Source organism: Exiguobacterium acetylicum DSM 20416 (assembly GCF_000702605.1).
Taxonomy (GTDB): domain Bacteria; phylum Bacillota; class Bacilli; order Exiguobacteriales; family Exiguobacteriaceae; genus Exiguobacterium_A; species Exiguobacterium_A acetylicum.
This window is the reverse complement of record NZ_JNIR01000001.1, coordinates 2,000,741-2,017,438: the sequence shown is the minus strand read 5'-3', so window position 1 is coordinate 2,017,438 and position 16,698 is coordinate 2,000,741. Positions and strand designations below refer to the sequence as shown.

Below are 16,698 nucleotides of genomic sequence, written 5' to 3'. Positions count from 1 at the left end.
CATCAAATCGACAGAATCTTTCAATAGGCATGCTGTCTCGTAAGGGCGTATAATCAAACACATAGTCGTATGTTTTTCAGTCAGAAAGTAGGTGTTCGATTGGTTACCAAAAAAGAACTTAAGCAAACGATCAAGCAACAATCGAAAGAAACGATCGAAGAGCTGCTCGCAAAAGGTGATTCCTTGAAAGAGGAAATCGCCAGTGCCATTACACACGGATTGGGTGTCATTTTCAGTATCGTCGCGCTGGTCCTATTGATTTTGCAGGCGACGAAATCAGGTAGCGCTTGGAACGTCACCGCTGTCAGTATCTTCGGGGCAACGATGATTCTCCTTTATCTGTTCTCGACCTTGATGCATTCGCTGATGCATACGAAAGCGAACAAGGTCTTGCAAATTTTAGATCACGCCGGTATCTATCTCTTGATTGCCGGTAGTTATACACCGTTCGCTTTGATCACACTCCGTGGTCCGCTCGGCTGGACGTTGCTTGGAATCGTCTGGGGTGTCGGAACGCTCGGCATCATCTGGAAGCTCTATTCGACAGGTAAGTACGTTTGGATTTCGAATGCATCTTATCTGATTCTCGGCTGGTGTTGTCTATTTGCAATCAAGCCGATCTATGAAGCACTCGGGTTACAAGGCTTCTTACTGCTTCTCGGTGGGGGACTCTCGTATTCTCTTGGCGTCATTTTCTACGTTTGGGCACGCTTGCCGTATAACCACGCGATTTGGCATCTGTTCGTCCTTGCCGGCAGTGTCCTGATCTTCCTCTCGATTTTCTACTACGTTGCTCCGGCGACGATGTCATGAAGAAACTACGGCTCCGGGACTGGCTCCCGATCACGCTGTATTTTATGTTTGGACTTGGATTGCTCCTGTATTTCCGGATGTCGGGAATGTTGGAGCAATTCGACATTCAAGCATTATCGGATTGGGTACGGGATCAAGGTCTGACCGGGATGTTGCTTTACGTGCTCGCCTACACTGTCCGACCACTCGTCTTTTTCCCGGCGAGCTTGCTTACGTTATTTGGTGGGTATACGTACGGACCGTGGCTCGGAACGTTACTTGATGTTATTGGTGCTGGTACCGGCGGTTTGCTCAGCTTTTGGATCGCTCGATTGCTCGGTCGCCGTGGCGTCGAGAAGTTGATTGGAAAAGGGAAGCTGAACGTACTCGACGAACGGATTGCGACGAACGGTTTCCTCGTCGTGCTCGTCGTTCGGTTGATTCCACTATTTCCGTTTGACGCGATCAGCTACGCGTCTGGATTATCGAAAATCCGCTTTAAACAGTTCGCTATCGCCAACTATCTCGGGATCATTCCCGGTGCGTTCGTTTACAACAATATCGGCTCAAGCCTTCGTGATCCGTTCTCCTGGCAATTTTTCGTTGCGATCGGACTATATGTCCTATTCTTTGCCGTAGGACTTGTTGCTCAACGGATTCTCAAAAATAAACGAAATAAAGAGCGTATGTAAGCGCTTTATGGCATAATATGAGTGCAGAGATGTGAACCGATACGGTAAAACAGCCTAGCATTTATTTAGGGGGAATCATGAGTGATGGAAAAAGTACTACGGGATGGTTTTATCTTCTTATCGCAAAACAAGACATTGAACGGTCTCGCCAAGCGATACGGGCTTAAATTCGGAGCAAGTCGCTTCGTGGCAGGGGATTCATTGGAAGCATCAAAACGGGCGATCCAGGAATTGAACGCAAAAGGGTTATGCGTCACGATGGACCATTTAGGGGAGTTCATCTCGACGGTGGCGGAAGCAGAGATGATGACACAGGAATGTATTCGTGCGGTAGAGATGATTGCGGAAGAAAAATTAGACTCGCAACTCTCGTTGAAACTGACATCACTCGGACTCGATATTTCGGACGACTTGATCCGCTCGAACATGGAACGGATCTTAACGCGAGCGAAAGAACTTGGTGTCTTCGTCACAATCGACATGGAAGATGAGCCACGTTGTGAAAAGACGATTCAATTGTTTGAAGAATTGCGCCAATCTTTCGATAACATCGGAACGGTCATCCAGTCGTATCTCTACCGGTCGGAAGATGATATCAAACGTGTCGGACGTTTCGAAACGAATCTCCGAATCGTCAAAGGAGCATACAAAGAGCCGGCAACGGTGGCGTTCCCAGAAAAAGAAGACGTCGATCACAACTACATCAAGCTCGTGAAATTACAATTATCACTCGGAAACTATGCTGCCGTCGCAACGCATGACGATGCGATGATCGAGCAAGTTATCCGTTACGCTAAAGAAAACGGGATTGAAAAAGACCAGTTCGAATTCCAGATGTTATTCGGTATCCGTGTCGAGCGTCAACTCGAACTCGTCAAACAAGGCTATAAAGTCCGCGTCTACGTCCCTTATGGACGTGACTGGTACGGTTACTTCATGCGCCGCTTAGCAGAACGACCGGCAAACGTTGCCTTCGTTCTTAAAGGGATGGTTAAAGGATAAGAAAAGAAGGCGATGCAACGTTGCATCGTCTTTTTTTGATTTAGAGAGGAGATGACAGAATGGCACGCACAGAACAAGAGTTAAAGGAACTGTTGCAACAAAACGCGAATACAACGCCTGCATTACTCGATGAGTTACTTCTACATATTGGTTCGACGGATTCTGAGTTGCGGGATGGATTGATCTATCCGCAGTTAGCGACCTACATCGCATCAGAGTCCTTTACGATAGAAGACACCAATCGAATTTTCGATTTCATTTTAAGCGGGCATGGATTGATGTACCGGATGGGAACAGCGGACACAACAGCTGTTCTGACACGATCATTTTCAGCATTAGCACTTGCTGAACTGTTAGTGATGGATAAAACAAGACACTTATTGACGCAAAGTCAGCTGAATCGGCTGTCGACTTACTTAAAAACCTATTTGGAGCAAGAGAAGGATGTCCGTGGATTCATTGATGGAATGGGGTGGGCACACAGCATGGCACATATCGCCGATGTCTATGCGGTTTGGTTTACGCATACAGCGAGTCGTCCGCAGGAGGAACTCGGAGCGATTGATGCGATGATTCGTCAGTTGACACGGTCCGATTATCTCTATATCGATGAAGAAGCGGACCGGATGGTGACGGCATGGTTGCAAGCTTGTCGCCATGGACTGTCGGAAGGCCTCCTATTACAACGAATCGAACGTAATATTAAGGAGTGGCTTGAGAGTGACGTGACATGGGGGGATGCGGAGTGGACGACGTATCGTAACGTCAAACAGATGTTGCAGACACTCTATTTCCGATTGAAATGGGAAGGACAATCGAGTCTTGTCTTGATTGAAGAGTGTTTGCGACAGATACATCAGCGAACGCATGGATGATAAAGACATAGAGTATATTGGACGTCTTCGAATTCTTCGCTGTCCTCAGGTAGGAAGTATGCTCATAAATGAAAGGACGATTTTATTATGCATTTGGAAGTTAAGAGTTTCATTAAAATTCCTCCTGAAAAAAAAGAACTAGATATTAATCAAGAATACCCAGGGTTCATAAAGATGACCGATTTAAAAGACAACGATGTATTTAATTATGCATTTGGTCGAACTGACGGGTATCCTTCTGGAAAAGTTGTTTTTTGTATAGATGGTGAACCACTTCCCTTTGACGCACATGTAAGTGAGCTATACATGTTTTGGCACGCTTTAATAAAAAGTGTATCGACAAGTGAACTATATGACATTGAAAAATCAAACTGGTCTTTACAATATGAGAGCGAGGAAATTTCTTCTAACTTTATCATTCGATTTTTCTATCAAAAAAAAGTAGTAGAGTTTTATTATAAAAATAAAATCTTGGCTACTTTTCCACTAGATATGTATAAGAAGGCAGTCCTACAAGGATTTTTAGATTTTATGTGGCATACGAATTTAGAGTTTGAAACGATTGTGTATGATTCGCTAGGTGAAGAAATTGATTATGCTTCGATGAGAGAAGACACTGGAGACGATTTATATACGTGTTGCTACATTTTCTTGCAATTCATGAAAGAGATGTATCAGCAAAAGAAATACGATTTAAATACTCTTATTGATTTCAATTTTAAGGTAAGTCGTTCATTTTCTAGTTTGAAATATGACTTAGAAGATTGAATCTGTAAAAAGTACTTCTTAAAATACTAAACGAATTTTAGTAAGTAGACGATCTTGATTCACACTTATCATTACCGTTACCGGTGTGATGAAGACAATGTGATTTGCAGTCTCAAATTGAATGAAATCAACTAAAAACGGTCTCTTAACTTCTAGTGAGAGACCGTTTACTATATCTAAGCTACCTCACATGTCTTCACCCGACTCCTACAGGAAAAAGCGCGACGTTTTATCGCGCTGTCAGAGACAAACAAGACCCGGATTAGTCATCCGAGGGATGAGGAAGACTGGCTTGTGTCTCGCCTGGGGAAAGCGGGTGAGAAGACAGTGAGGTGAATAGTGCGTTACATCGATCATTTCGCATCATGGCCAAATGATATTACCTAGAAACACCATCCCAGCAAATAAACCAATCATTAAGAAGACAGTAGTTTGTAAGAAGACAGTAGTTTGTGGTTGGAAACGTTTCTCCCGATAACGTCGAAATAAACGGTCCCCCAATGCCTGTATACAGAATAAGAGACCAATAAAGAGTAGGAAGAATTGCCATCTTTCTAGAACATCGAGAGCATCAATGTAAAATAATAAAACAATACATAAAGCTATTAATATAGACGTATAAAAGGTACTGTGTGACATATTTATCTCTCCCTTACAGCCGTCGTCTGAAAAGCAAATAAACATGAGAAGGCATGGGCTTGATCAAGTAACCGGTGTCCTGTCATGACGGCGCCTTCCTTTTGGATGACTGCTTCATCAAGTAACGTCCAACCCCGTTCTTTCGCTAATTGCAGCAATTCCCACGGCATCATCGTATTCCCCATCGCGACTTCTTCGCCATACAGACGACGATAAGCAAGTTGCCGTGGTGCGGCTGTCGGACCGAGTAGACTGATGACGACAAGTGGGGCGACGCGTTCGATTTCTTGTAACACCTGGACGGGACGTGTCGACCATTCGAGTGAGTTGACGGCAAGAACGACGTCAAATGCATAATCGCCGAACGGCAATGCTTCGCCCGTTCCAACGATGAACGTCTGCTCGGGTGACTTCTCACGGGCGATTCGAATCATCTCGTCAGAGACATCGAGCCCAACTGTCTGAAAGTCCGGTGTCAGTAAGCGACAGGCGGCACCATCGCCACAACCGAGATCAAGCAACCGACCACCGGTGATCATTTTTCGTAAGAACGGCAAAACGGTTTTGCGGCTACCATTCGTCCACATATCATCAGCGCGCTCCGCCCAGTCAGCGGCTTTTTGATTCCATACGTGCTCAGTTTGACTCATTTTCAACCACTCCTTTTTATTAGTCTAACAGGAAAATTTGTCCATTGACTGATTTTTTATTGCTACTGAATCATTATTCATTTATGATGAAGATGTAGAAGAAGCAAACGAAAACCGATTGGCTTCTTTTTTTGTCAGTATAATGAATGGTTGTTCATTCAATTTAAACTCAGGGGGTATATCATGGCGAGTCAAATCGGTCAGCCGACCACAATCCAGTTGACGAAACACATCCAATTCGCCGTCATCATCGGTTCAGGGGTGATGGGTGCAGGCATCGCGGCACATCTTGCGAATGCTGGCATACGGACATTGATGCTTGATATCGTACCAAAAGAACTTACGGCACAAGAAGAGAAGCAGGGTTTGACGCTGAGTGATCCGCGCGTCCGCTCCCGCATCGCGCGCGATAACCGCGAAAAACTCTTGAAACAAAATCCAGCACCACTCGCGTCAAAGAAATTGATCGACTTCATCGAGGTCGGAAACTTAGAAGACGATTTAGAGCGTCTGAAGGAAGCGGACTGGATCGTTGAAGTCGTCGTCGAACGACTCGATGTCAAACAGCAATTGTTTAAAACAATCGAACCGTTCATTCGGAAAGATGCGATCGTCAGCTCGAACACATCAGGCATCTCGATCGAAGCGATGCGCGAAGGACGCTCGGAATCGTTTAATCGTCGTTTCCTCGGGACACACTTCTTTAACCCACCACGTTATCTGAAGTTACTCGAGTTGATTCCGACGTCAGACACGGATCCACGTGTCGTTGACTTCATGAAACAATTCGCAGAGGAACGACTCGGGAAAGGTGTCGTCATCGCGAAGGACACACCGAACTTCATCGGCAACCGGATCGGGACATACGGTCTCCTCGTAACGATGGATGAGATGAAAAAAGGTGGCTATTCGATCGGGGAAGTCGATTCCGTCACAGGTCCACTCCTTGGTCGCCCAGGGTCAGCGACGTTCCGGACACTCGACGTCGTCGGCATCGACACGTTCGTTCATGTCGCAAACAACGTCTATGACTTGTTGCCTGAAGGCGAAGAGAAGGAGACGTTCGCGGTTCCGGCTGAAATGCGTCGCCTTGTCGAACAAGGAGCGCTCGGTGCGAAGACCGGTCAAGGCTTCTATAAGAAAGTCGGAAAACAGATCCTTGAACTTGATCTCGAGACATTCGAGTACGTTGAAAAGAAAGCGCTTACTGAACCGTCAATCGGACAAGCCAAAGCACTTCCGGGCGCTAAAAACAAACTGAAAGCCGTCGTCTTCGCGCAAGATCGTGTCGGCGCCTTACTCTGGCCGATCCACGCGAAAACATTGCTCTACTCGGCTCAGCTGACGGGAGAGATCGCAGACGACATCAAAGCGATTGATGAAGCGATGAAATGGGGCTTCGGCTGGAAGATGAGACCGTTCGAGACATGGGACGCACTCGGCGTCGAGAAAACGGTCGCGAAGATGAAACAAGACGGTTACGCGGTACCGGCCTGGGTCGATGAGATGCTTGCGGCAGGGAAGACGAGTTTCTATGATGCGTCCGGTCGTCATTATGACTTAGCGACACAAGACTACGTCGGAGCAACGGTCAATCCGAAGGAAATCCGTCTCCGCGACGTTCGGAAGTCAAACGGTGTTCTCCTTGAGAACAACGGAGCGCGCCTGCTTGATATTGGAGACGATGTCGCGGTCCTCGAGTTCACTTCGAAGAGTAATGCGATCGGTGTTGACATCATGCAGATGATCGAACAGTCGGTTGATCTCGTCGAGAAAAACCACCGTGGTCTCGTCATCGCGAACGATGGTAAGAACTTCTGTGTCGGTGCGAACCTAGCGATGATGCTGATGGAAGCAGAAGATGAGAACTGGTTCGAACTCGATTGGATCATCAATAAGTTCCAACAATCGATTCAAAAGATTCGCTATGCATCGCGTCCAATCGTCGTTGCACCGCAAGGAATGACGCTTGGTGGCGGTACGGAGATCTCGCTTCCGGCAGCTCGTCTGCAAGCTGGTCTTGAAACGTACATGGGTCTCGTCGAAGTCGGTGTCGGTCTGATTCCAGGAGGCGGCGGAAACGTCAACACGTACCGTCGACTGTTAGAGAACACACCGGAAGGACTCGTCAACATCGAGAAAGCAGCGCAAAAGACGTTCGAGAACGTCGCGATGGCAAAAGTCTCAAAATCAGCCTTTGAAGCACGCGAACTCGGATATGTCCGCTCCGTTGATCAGATCTCGATGAATCGGGATCACTTGACGTATGATGCGAAACAACTTGTCCTTGAACTGGACCGGACTGGTTACACGGCACCAGCGAAAGCGAAGATTCCAGTCGTCGGTCGTGCGGGGAAAGCGACGCTTGAACTCGCAACACGCGAAATGTTCTACGGTGGTTATATCTCGGAACACGATTTGAAAATCGCAAGTAAACTCGCACACGTCATCGCCGGCGGAAACGTCGCCTTCGGTAGCCACGTCGATGAACAATATATGCTCGACATCGAACGGGAAGCATTCTTGAGCCTGATCGGTGAGTTGAAGACACAACAACGGATGCAGCACATGCTCGTAAAAGGCAAGCCGCTTCGTAACTGAGGACTGGGGGGATTCGGATGAAGGAAGCAGTAATCGTCGCCGGTGCACGGACACCGGTCGGAAAAGCAAAAAAGGCGCATTCAAGTCGATGCGCTCGGATGAATTAGCAGGCATCGCCATCCAGGAAACGTTGAAACGGTCCGGTTATACGGGAGCGGTTGATGACGTCATCCTCGGATGTGCCTTACCGGAAGCAGAGCAAGGGATGAACATCGCCCGCTACGCTTCAGTCCTCGGTGGATTATCACATGAGGTACCGGCGATCACGATCAACCGGTATTGCTCAAGTGGACTACAATCGATCGCTGATGCGGCGATGAAGATCATGACGGGGCAAGCAACTGCTGTCGTCGCTGGTGGACTCGAATCGATGAGTCAAGTTCCGATGCCGGGTCACGTCGTCCGACCTAATCCGTCGATCGTCGACACGGCACCAGAGTACTACATGAGCATGGGGCATACAGCGGAGCAAGTCGCTGCGACCTACAATGTCTCACGGGAAGATCAAGATGCCTTTGCCTTGAAGAGTCACCAAAAAGCGGCAGCAGCAATTGCGGCTGGTAAGTTCGTCGACGAGATCGTCCCGATAACGGTGACGGAACAATTCGTCAACGATGAACTGAAAATCGAAGAGAAGACATTCGTCGTCGAGCACGATGAAGGTGTTCGTCCGGATTCGTCACCGGAAGGTCTCGCGAAACTTCGCCCAGCGTTCCGTCTTGGCGGTAGCGTCACGGCAGGGAACTCTTCGCAGACGTCAGACGGTGCCGCTGCCGTCCTCGTCATGGAACGAGAAGAAGCAGAACGGCAAGGGTTACCGATTCTCGGTAAGTTCAAATCGTTCGCGGTCGGTGGTGTCCGTCCGGAAGTGATGGGGATCGGACCAGTCGTCGCGATTCCGAAGGCACTTGACCTCGCGGGGATCACGCTTGAGGACGTCGGGTTGATCGAGTTGAACGAAGCGTTCGCTTCGCAGTCACTCGGTGTCATCCGCGAACTTGGATTAAACGAAGACATCGTCAACGTCAACGGTGGAGCGATCGCCCTCGGTCACCCACTCGGTTGTACAGGAACAAAACTCACATTGACACTCTTGCATGAAATGAAACGCCGAAATGTCCAGTATGGTGTCGTCTCGATGTGTATCGGTGGCGGAATGGGCGCAGCAGGTGTATTCGAACTAGTTGAAGGAGGAACAGGACAATGAGCCAAACGACAAACGAATTAATCAAAGGTGGCAGTTTCGTATTAGATGAGTTAGCACCAGAACGTCTCTTCACACCGGAGGATTTCTCGGAAGAACACAAAATGGTCGGTGACATGACAGCGAAGTTCGTCGAAGATCGTGTCGTTCCAGTTCTAGACCGGATCGAAAAACATGAGTTCGAATTGTCGGTCGGTCTCCTCCGCGAAGCAGGCGAGCTTGGTCTACTCGGCGCAGACGTTCCGGAAGCATACGGCGGTTATCAGATGGATAAGATTTCGTCTTCGATCATCACGGAGAAGTTTGCGCGCGGCCGTTCATTCGCCCTCAGCTACGGCGCACACGTCGGAATCGGTTCATTGCCGATCGTCTTCTTCGGTAACGAAGAGCAAAAGCATAAATACTTGCCGAAACTCGCTTCAGGGGAGTGGATCGCTTCGTACGCGTTGACGGAGCCAGGCTCTGGTTCGGATGCTCTTGGTGCTAAAACGACGGCTGTCTTGAATGAAGCCGGTACGCACTACATCTTAAACGGTGAAAAACAATGGATCACGAACGCTGGTTTCGCAAGCTTGTTCGTCGTCTACGCAAAGATTGACGGTGACAAGTTCACAGCCTTCCTCGTCGAAGGATCGTATCCAGGCGTCTCGACAGGTGTCGAGGAGCAGAAGATGGGAATCAAAGGATCTTCGACACGGACGTTGATCTTACAAGATGCAGAAGTACCGGTCGATAACGTCCTCGGTGAGATCGGACGCGGTCACGTCATCGCCTTCAACATCTTGAACGTCGGTCGTTATAAATTAGCTGTTGGTGCTGTCGGTTCGTCAAAACGAGCGATTGATCTCGCAGTCCAGTACTCGAACGAACGCAAACAGTTCAAGACACCGATCAGCTCGTTCCCATTGATTCAAGAAAAACTCGCGACGATGGCAGCACAGACGTATGCGATGGAAAGTTCAGTCTACCGGACAGGTGGTCTGTTCCAAGACAGCCTCGATCAATTATCAGAAGAAGAGAGCAAAGACGGAAAGAAAATCGCCGATGCGATCGCGGAGTACGCGATTGAATGCTCGATGAACAAAGTCTTCGCTTCGGAAACATTTGATTATGTCATCGACGAAGCGGTCCAAATTCACGGTGGTTACGGCTTCATGGCAGAATATGAAGTCGAGAACATGTACCGTGATTCCCGGATCAACCGGATCTTCGAAGGAACGAACGAGATCAACCGTCTCCTCGTGCCTGGGACATTGCTGAAGAAGGCGATGAAAGGCGAGTTGCCGTTGCTTGCGGAAGCACAGCGTCTGCAACAAGAAGTGATGAGCTTCATGCCGACAGAAATCGGAACGGCATCACTTGATCGCGAACGCCACTTACTCGCGATGATGAAGAAGATCTTCTTGTTGACTGCTGGAACAGCGGTCCAGAAATACCAGGACAAACTCCAAGGCGAGCAAGAAATCTTAGCGAATACAGCCGACATCATGAGTGCGATTTATGCGCTGGAGTCAGCGATCGTCCGGACGGACAAAGCGATTGCCGACAAAGGGATCGAGAAGAGCGAACTGAAAGTCCGTTACACGGAAGTCTTCGCACAACAAGCGTTCGAAGCTGTCGAGCGTGACGCGAAAGAGACGCTCTATGCGGCAGCAAGCGGCGACGAACTCCGGATGTTGCTCTCGGCGCTGAAAAAATTCAGCCGTTACCAGCCGATCAACGTCATCGGTACAAAACGCGACATCGCAAAACGTCTCATCGAATCAAACAAATATACGGTCTAAGTCAGGTTTACCGCTTCGCCTTTGCAGGGAAAATCTCTGTAAAGGCGAAGTTTTTGGTTGGAGGAGGAAAACGAGATGCGCCAAGAATTGGTCGAACTGCAATTTGCGATTGCCTACTATCAATCCCTTGAACGTTTGTCGCCGGAAGAATGGAATCTGCCGCTTGCCCTTAACAAGTGGACCGTCCTTGAGTGCGTCAGTCATCTGTATTTATGGGACCGGTTTTATTACGATCATGCCATTTCGAAATTACCGGACGAACCGTTGACGCTTGTTGAGACAGATTTTGATCAGTTCAATCGACTGGCGGTCGAATATGCGCATCATATCGATCCGCTTGCTTTATTGAAAAAAGCGATCAGCGTCCGGCGTGACATCGTCGATCAACTCGATCGTTTGTCTGACGAGCAATTTGAAGCGACCTATGAGAATTTCCGACCGCAAGAATTCGTTGAGTCGTTCGTTGCCCATGATGCCCATCATCAAGATCAGATTGACGGGGCGCTCGCAAGCTTGAAGCAGAAGTGATTCATCTGCTACTCTTGAAGGTGAGGTGATGAACATGACAAAAACAGTCACGATGTACGGCTATCCGAAATGTAGTACGTGTGTCAAAGCGAAAAAAGCACTCGAACAGCACGGTGTCGAAGTGGACTACAAACATATCGTCGAGGAGACACCATCTGCAACGACGATCCATGAACTTCATCAAAAGAGTGGAGAGCCGTTGAAGAAATTCTTCAACACGAGCGGTCAATCATACCGTTCGCAAGGGATCAAGGACAAACTTCCTGAGTTATCGGAAGACGAGCAATACAAGTTGCTCGCAAGTGACGGTATGTTACTGAAGCGTCCGATCGTTACAGACGGGAGAGACGTCACGATCGGCTTCAAGGAAGAAATGTATCGAGGAAAATGGTATTAAGTTCAGAGTCGATTTTGGTATACTGAACACGTTAGTCCAAATTAGTCCACAGGGGGAATCGGAAATGAGTCAAGTAAAAGACAACTTACGCTATTCGGAAGAACATGAATGGGTCGAAGTATCAGGAAACAAGGCGCGTATCGGAATCACGGATTTTGCGCAACACGAACTCGGGGATATCGTCTTCGTTGAATTGCCTGAAGTCGGGGATACGATCTCAGCAAACGAGCCATTCGGTTCAGTCGAGTCGGTCAAGACGGTCTCGGAACTATATGCACCGATTTCTGGTAAAGTCGTTGCCATCAACGAAAACCTTTCAGATTCCCCAGAACTCGTCAACGAGTCACCATTCGAAGGTGCTTGGATGGTCGACATCGAAATCGAAGATGCTTCACAAGTCGAGGCATTGATGGATGCTGCAGCATACAAATCGATGATCAACGAGTAATACTTAACGAAAAGAGAGTGAACGAGGCGCTTGCGTTTCGTCCGCTCTCTTTTTTTTGTATACTGACGACAGATACCACGAAGAAAGGAGCGACCGTCATGCAAGAGGTCACGACCGTCCCAGAAAACGGGCTATTGTATGTCTATGCACCGATGTGCGGGACATGCGCCATCGCGGAGCGCATGCTAGATATCGTCGAAGCGACGGAATCAGGTCAATCGATTCAGAAGGCGAACGGGAATTTCATTCCGGATTTCTTAGAAGAAGCCCGCGTCATGAGTGTTCCTGCGTTGCTGCGAATTGAAGAAAATCAAGTCGTAGAGCGACTTTATGCTTTTCAGTCCGTACAAAACGTCTTTGCTTTTTGTCAAGAACGGTAAGAAAAGTCCGACTGGATTTTTCTTTTTGTTAAATTGTCGGAATATTTACAATAATCCGTTGACAACGTCGAAATATGAATGGTATATTCATAACAACTTCTAGAAATGCATTATAGGAAGTCTAGCAGAGATGATCGTTCAATACGATTCAAGTCCTGAACCCTTTCTCCCATCCTAAGCCGGTGTATTGTTTCCCCTTAAGTCGTCCCCCAAAGACGAAGCGGTGCAATGAACAGGTGGTGGATCGAAAGGACTGATCAGGAAGTGAACGTAAGCTGGCGATCATGTCGAACAGGCGCCGTCCTCCACGCGGAAGAGCGAACAATTCCGAATGGAGCTGGGTTTTCCTTCGTAGCATTTCTAACCACATTATTCGTGTTGTCGGTTCGCCGGCAACGCCTTTTTTTGTTTTCTGGAAGTTTTTCGAGCCGGTCGCTTGCCAGGATAGCATCTCCTTGCTACAATGCGAATAAGGAAAATTACTTTAATTCATATCCGATTACTCGGAATTAACTGGTGAGATGGAGGACGACAAGGCATGACAGTACGTTTTATGGATGTTTTCACAGAATGGGCATCGACGTATGACGAGACAGTAACCGGACACGATCCGGAGTATAAAGAGGTTTTTCGTCGATACGATGAGATTTTGGATACAGTAGCGGATAAAGCGCAGTCGCCGGTCATTGAATTCGGAGCAGGCACAGGGAACCTGACACAACGTCTTCTGGCACGTCACGACGCCGTACTCGCCGTCGAACCAAGTCCGGAAATGCGGGCGATCCTGAAGGAAAAGATTCCATCGCTTGATGTACAGGATGGTCACTTCCTCTCGTTCGAAGCGAAGGAAGCACGCAGTTTCGTCTCCACGTATGCGTTTCATCATCTAACGGATGAGGAAAAGGGAGAAGCAATCGAACTGATGGCATCACATTTACCGGCAGACGGAAAAATCGTCTACGCGGATACGATGTTCGTCTCAGAAGAGGCACGCTTGCAAACGATACGCGAAGCACGTGCTCAAGGGTTCGATGCGTTAGCGGAAGATCTCGAACGCGAGTTCTACCCTTTGATTCCAGTCATGGAAGAATTGTTTACAGCACGGGGATTCACTGTTAAATTTATACAATACAATCACTTCGTCTGGCTCGTAGAAGCCGAGAAAATGGGGGAATAAATCATGGCACTTCAAAAAATGAACGTCGAAAGCTTTAACCTGGATCACACGAAAGTCAAAGCACCTTATATCCGCGTCGCGGGTTATAAAGAAGGTAAAGTCGACCAAGTCGTCAAATACGATATCCGTTTCACGCAACCAAACGTTGAGCAAATGCCGATGCGTGCGATGCACACACTCGAGCACTTACTTGCTGAAAACATCCGCAACTACTCGGATGATGTCATTGATGTCTCGCCAATGGGATGCCAAACAGGTTTCTACATGGCGATGATGAACTTCGACTCGGTCGAAAAAATGAGCGAACTCGTTGAGAAAACATTGAATGACGTCCTCGCAGCAGAAGAGATTCCAGCGCAAAACGAAGTCCAATGTGGATTTGCGAGCGCACATGACCTCAAAGGAGCGAAGCACTATGCCGAGAAAATGCTTGCCGGTCGTGATGAATGGGACATCGTCTTCGGATGATCGCGAACAACGTCCGCGACCTCGTCGGAAACACACCACTCTACGAGATCACTTCATTCGATTTGCCTGCTGGTACGCGCATTTTGGCGAAGCTCGAATGGATGAACCCTGGGGGCAGCGTCAAAGACCGCCTTGGCATTCAACTCGTTGATGCAGCAATCGAAAACGGACATGTGACACCAGGCGGTACGATCATCGAGCCGACAGCCGGGAATACCGGCATCGGCTTGGCGCTCGCCGCTAAAAAATACGATCTCCAAGTCATCTGTGTCGTTCCGGAAAAATTCAGTCAGGAAAAGCAGACGTTGATGCGGGCACTCGGCGCAACCGTCGTCAACACGCCAACTGAACTCGATATGCAAGGGGCGATCGACCGGGCAAAAGAACTCGGTCAGGAAATTCCGAACAGTTACGTTCCGTTACAATTCGAAAACGAAGAGAACCCAGTCACGTATCAGCGGACACTCGGTCCTGAGCTGATTGCGGACTTGCCGCACATCGACTGGTTCGTTGCCGGTTGTGGTTCAGGTGGTACGTTCGCCGGAACAGCGGACTTCTTAAAACAACGTCTCGGTACAAAAGCAGCAATCGTCGAACCGGAAGGCTCCGTCTTAAACGGTGGTCCAGCCGGTCCGCACAAGACGGAAGGCATTGGAACAGCAAAATGGCCAAGTCTCGTTCCGCGTGAACTCGTTGACGAGATTCATACGATTTCTGACCGTGATGCGTTTGATGCGGTCCATACACTCGCCGCTCGCGAAGGATTACTCGTTGGTAGTTCAGCAGGTGCAGCGCTCGTTGCTGCGCTTGATATCGCAAAGCGTCACCCCGGCAGTACGATCGTCACCGTCTTCGCAGACAGTGCCGAACGCTATTTAAGCCAACAAATCTTTGAAAAGGTGGACGAAACTCATGCGTAAGAAGACAGCATTGATTCATGGAGGAACAGGTGTCGACCGGGCAACAGGAGCCGTCACACCACCGATCTATCAAACAAGCACATACAAGCAGGATAAAATCGGTCAACTCAAGGACGGATATGAATACTCACGAACAGCGAACCCGACACGGACGAGCATCGAACGATTGATTGCAGATCTTGAAGGCGGCGCACGTGGTTTTGCCTTCGGTTCTGGGATGGCAGCAATCCATGCCGTCTTCCATTTGCTTGAGTCTGGTGATCACATCGTCATGACAGATGACGTCTATGGTGGTACGTTCCGCTTGATGCAACGCGTCTTACCGAAGTTCAACATCCAAGTGACATTCGTCGATACGACGGACCTTGCAGCGACGGAAGCAGCGATTCAAGACAACACGAAGATCGTTTACGTTGAAACACCGACGAACCCGTTGTTGAAAGTAACGGACATCGAAGCAATCGCAACAATCGCAAAACGTCACGATCTTAAACTCGTCGTCGACAACACGTTCGCGACACCATATCATCAACAACCACTCGCACTCGGTGCAGACATCGTCTTGCACAGTGCGACAAAATACATCGGCGGACACTCGGACGTCGTCGCTGGACTTGTCGTCGTCAAAGATGATGCGCTCGGCGAAGAGATGCACTTCATCCAAAACTCGACAGGCGGCGTGCTTGGACCGCAAGACAGCTTCTTGCTCGTCCGTGGTCTTCGTACACTCGGTATCCGGATGGATGCGATCGAAGAGACAGCACATGATCTCGTCGCGTTCTTACAAGCGCAAGATATCGTCTCGAACATCTTCTACCCAGGACTTGCATCGCATCCTGGTCACGAGATCCAAGCGAAACAAGCGACTGGATTTGGTGGGATGATCAGCTTTGATGTCGGTTCAGCAGCGAACGCAGAAAAACTCGTCGAGGCGACACATTTCTTCACACTTGCTGAGAGTCTTGGTGCCGTCGAGAGTCTGATTTCGGTTCCGGCACGGATGACGCACGCGTCGATCCCAGCAGAACGTCGGGCAGAACTCGGTATCACGGACGGTCTCGTCCGGATTTCAGTTGGACTTGAGGATGCGGAAGATTTGAAAGAAGACTTAACACGTGCTTTCACGTTCCTCGAAAAAGTTTCTGAAAAAACTGTTTGACAACAAAAATAACCCCTGCTAATATTCAGAATATATTCTACAAACTTAATACCGAAACTCTTATCGAGAGTGGTGGAGGGACTGGCCCGATGAAACCCGGCAACCGCGGATCTAATCCGAAGTGGTGCTAATTCCAGCAGACAAAAGTCTGGGAGATGAGAGCAAATGGTTTTGTGTACTGAAAAGTGCGCGCGTTTGCTCTAAAACGCGCGCA

The 16,698-nt window shown here is 48.5% G+C and carries 16 protein-coding genes, 1 pseudogene and 1 riboswitch; of the genes and pseudogenes, 16 read left to right on the top strand and 1 reads right to left on the bottom strand.

Annotation, left to right across the window (positions count from 1 at the left end):
• Positions 1-153 precede the first annotated feature (153 nt).
• The 5 genes from trhA to P401_RS0110750 all read left to right on the top strand — a co-directional run bounded on the left by trhA (position 154) and on the right by P401_RS0110750 (position 4,129).
• A complete protein-coding gene (trhA, locus tag P401_RS0110770; RefSeq protein WP_029342448.1) occupies positions 154-813 on the top strand; it encodes a PAQR family membrane homeostasis protein TrhA in 660 nt (219 codons plus the stop codon).
• Positions 810-1,484, top strand: coding sequence for a TVP38/TMEM64 family protein (locus P401_RS0110765; RefSeq protein WP_029342447.1), 675 nt, complete (start codon positions 810-812; stop codon positions 1,482-1,484). Before trhA ends, P401_RS0110765 begins: the two co-directional genes overlap by 4 nt.
• Positions 1,485-1,568: 84 nt before the next feature.
• Entirely contained in the window at positions 1,569-2,486 is a 918-nt protein-coding gene (locus tag P401_RS0110760; RefSeq protein ID WP_029342446.1) for a proline dehydrogenase family protein, read from the top strand.
• Between the two features lie 59 nt (positions 2,487-2,545).
• Positions 2,546-3,361 (top strand): DUF2785 domain-containing protein, encoded by an 816-nt coding sequence (locus P401_RS0110755; protein ID WP_029342445.1) that lies wholly within the window; start codon positions 2,546-2,548, stop codon positions 3,359-3,361.
• Between the two features lie 87 nt (positions 3,362-3,448).
• Positions 3,449-4,129 carry a hypothetical protein gene (locus P401_RS0110750; RefSeq protein ID WP_029342444.1) on the top strand — a complete coding sequence of 227 codons (681 nt, stop codon included), beginning with the start codon at positions 3,449-3,451 and terminating at the stop codon, positions 4,127-4,129.
• Between the two features lie 641 nt (positions 4,130-4,770).
• Here the strand turns inward: P401_RS0110750 and P401_RS0110740 are convergent.
• Positions 4,771-5,418: a class I SAM-dependent methyltransferase gene (locus P401_RS0110740; protein ID WP_029342442.1), complete on the bottom strand. Its 648-nt coding sequence runs from the start codon at positions 5,416-5,418 to the stop codon at positions 4,771-4,773.
• A 183-nt stretch (positions 5,419-5,601) separates the two neighbouring features.
• On the opposite strand from P401_RS0110740, the gene P401_RS0110735 reads away from it, so the two are divergent.
• The 11 genes and pseudogenes from P401_RS0110735 to P401_RS0110685 all read left to right on the top strand — a co-directional run bounded on the left by P401_RS0110735 (position 5,602) and on the right by P401_RS0110685 (position 16,484).
• Positions 5,602-8,019, top strand: a complete 2,418-nt coding sequence (locus tag P401_RS0110735; RefSeq protein ID WP_034786093.1) for a 3-hydroxyacyl-CoA dehydrogenase/enoyl-CoA hydratase family protein — start codon at positions 5,602-5,604, stop codon at positions 8,017-8,019.
• A 17-nt stretch (positions 8,020-8,036) separates the two neighbouring features.
• Positions 8,037-9,226 (top strand): annotated as a pseudogene (locus P401_RS17745) (acetyl-CoA C-acetyltransferase).
• Positions 9,223-11,007: an acyl-CoA dehydrogenase family protein gene (locus P401_RS0110725; RefSeq protein ID WP_029342440.1), complete on the top strand. Its 1,785-nt coding sequence runs from the start codon at positions 9,223-9,225 to the stop codon at positions 11,005-11,007. Before P401_RS17745 ends, P401_RS0110725 begins: the two are co-directional and overlap by 4 nt.
• Positions 11,008-11,082: 75 nt before the next feature.
• Complete coding sequence (locus tag P401_RS0110720) at positions 11,083-11,535, top strand: DinB family protein (RefSeq protein WP_029342439.1); 453 nt, start codon at positions 11,083-11,085, stop codon at positions 11,533-11,535.
• A gap of 34 nt (positions 11,536-11,569) precedes the next feature.
• Positions 11,570-11,932, top strand: a complete 363-nt coding sequence (locus P401_RS0110715; RefSeq protein ID WP_029342438.1) for an arsenate reductase family protein — start codon at positions 11,570-11,572, stop codon at positions 11,930-11,932.
• 64 nt (positions 11,933-11,996) lie between these two features.
• Complete coding sequence (gene gcvH / locus P401_RS0110710) at positions 11,997-12,380, top strand: glycine cleavage system protein GcvH (RefSeq protein WP_029342437.1); 384 nt, start codon at positions 11,997-11,999, stop codon at positions 12,378-12,380.
• A 98-nt stretch (positions 12,381-12,478) separates the two neighbouring features.
• Positions 12,479-12,760, top strand: coding sequence for a thioredoxin family protein (locus tag P401_RS0110705; RefSeq protein WP_023469167.1), 282 nt, complete (start codon positions 12,479-12,481; stop codon positions 12,758-12,760).
• A gap of 538 nt (positions 12,761-13,298) precedes the next feature.
• Positions 13,299-13,937: a class I SAM-dependent methyltransferase gene (locus P401_RS0110700; protein ID WP_029342436.1), complete on the top strand. Its 639-nt coding sequence runs from the start codon at positions 13,299-13,301 to the stop codon at positions 13,935-13,937.
• A gap of 3 nt (positions 13,938-13,940) precedes the next feature.
• On the top strand, positions 13,941-14,405 hold the full coding sequence (locus tag P401_RS0110695) for an S-ribosylhomocysteine lyase (protein WP_029342435.1): 465 nt from the start codon (positions 13,941-13,943) through the stop codon (positions 14,403-14,405).
• Positions 14,402-15,325 (top strand): PLP-dependent cysteine synthase family protein, encoded by a 924-nt coding sequence (locus P401_RS0110690; protein ID WP_023469164.1) that lies wholly within the window; start codon positions 14,402-14,404, stop codon positions 15,323-15,325. Before P401_RS0110695 ends, P401_RS0110690 begins: the two co-directional genes overlap by 4 nt.
• Positions 15,318-16,484, top strand: a complete 1,167-nt coding sequence (locus P401_RS0110685) for a bifunctional cystathionine gamma-lyase/homocysteine desulfhydrase (RefSeq protein WP_029342434.1) — start codon at positions 15,318-15,320, stop codon at positions 16,482-16,484. Before P401_RS0110690 ends, P401_RS0110685 begins: the two co-directional genes overlap by 8 nt.
• Before the next feature lie 57 nt (positions 16,485-16,541).
• Positions 16,542-16,646: riboswitch (SAM riboswitch) on the top strand.
• Positions 16,647-16,698: the final 52 nt, after the last annotated feature.

Coding starts and splice junctions, on each gene's coding strand:
- P401_RS0110765 (WP_029342447.1), top strand. CDS start 810: ATGAAGAAACTACGGCTCCGGGACTGGCTCCCGATCACGCTGTATTTT.
- P401_RS0110760 (WP_029342446.1), top strand. CDS start 1,569: ATGGAAAAAGTACTACGGGATGGTTTTATCTTCTTATCGCAAAACAAG.
- P401_RS0110755 (WP_029342445.1), top strand. CDS start 2,546: ATGGCACGCACAGAACAAGAGTTAAAGGAACTGTTGCAACAAAACGCG.
- P401_RS0110750 (WP_029342444.1), top strand. CDS start 3,449: ATGCATTTGGAAGTTAAGAGTTTCATTAAAATTCCTCCTGAAAAAAAA.
- P401_RS0110740 (WP_029342442.1), bottom strand. CDS start 5,418: ATGAGTCAAACTGAGCACGTATGGAATCAAAAAGCCGCTGACTGGGCG.
- P401_RS0110735 (WP_034786093.1), top strand. CDS start 5,602: ATGGCGAGTCAAATCGGTCAGCCGACCACAATCCAGTTGACGAAACAC.
- P401_RS0110725 (WP_029342440.1), top strand. CDS start 9,223: ATGAGCCAAACGACAAACGAATTAATCAAAGGTGGCAGTTTCGTATTA.
- P401_RS0110720 (WP_029342439.1), top strand. CDS start 11,083: ATGCGCCAAGAATTGGTCGAACTGCAATTTGCGATTGCCTACTATCAA.
- P401_RS0110715 (WP_029342438.1), top strand. CDS start 11,570: ATGACAAAAACAGTCACGATGTACGGCTATCCGAAATGTAGTACGTGT.
- gcvH (WP_029342437.1), top strand. CDS start 11,997: ATGAGTCAAGTAAAAGACAACTTACGCTATTCGGAAGAACATGAATGG.
- P401_RS0110705 (WP_023469167.1), top strand. CDS start 12,479: ATGCAAGAGGTCACGACCGTCCCAGAAAACGGGCTATTGTATGTCTAT.
- P401_RS0110700 (WP_029342436.1), top strand. CDS start 13,299: ATGACAGTACGTTTTATGGATGTTTTCACAGAATGGGCATCGACGTAT.
- P401_RS0110695 (WP_029342435.1), top strand. CDS start 13,941: ATGGCACTTCAAAAAATGAACGTCGAAAGCTTTAACCTGGATCACACG.
- P401_RS0110690 (WP_023469164.1), top strand. CDS start 14,402: ATGATCGCGAACAACGTCCGCGACCTCGTCGGAAACACACCACTCTAC.
- P401_RS0110685 (WP_029342434.1), top strand. CDS start 15,318: ATGCGTAAGAAGACAGCATTGATTCATGGAGGAACAGGTGTCGACCGG.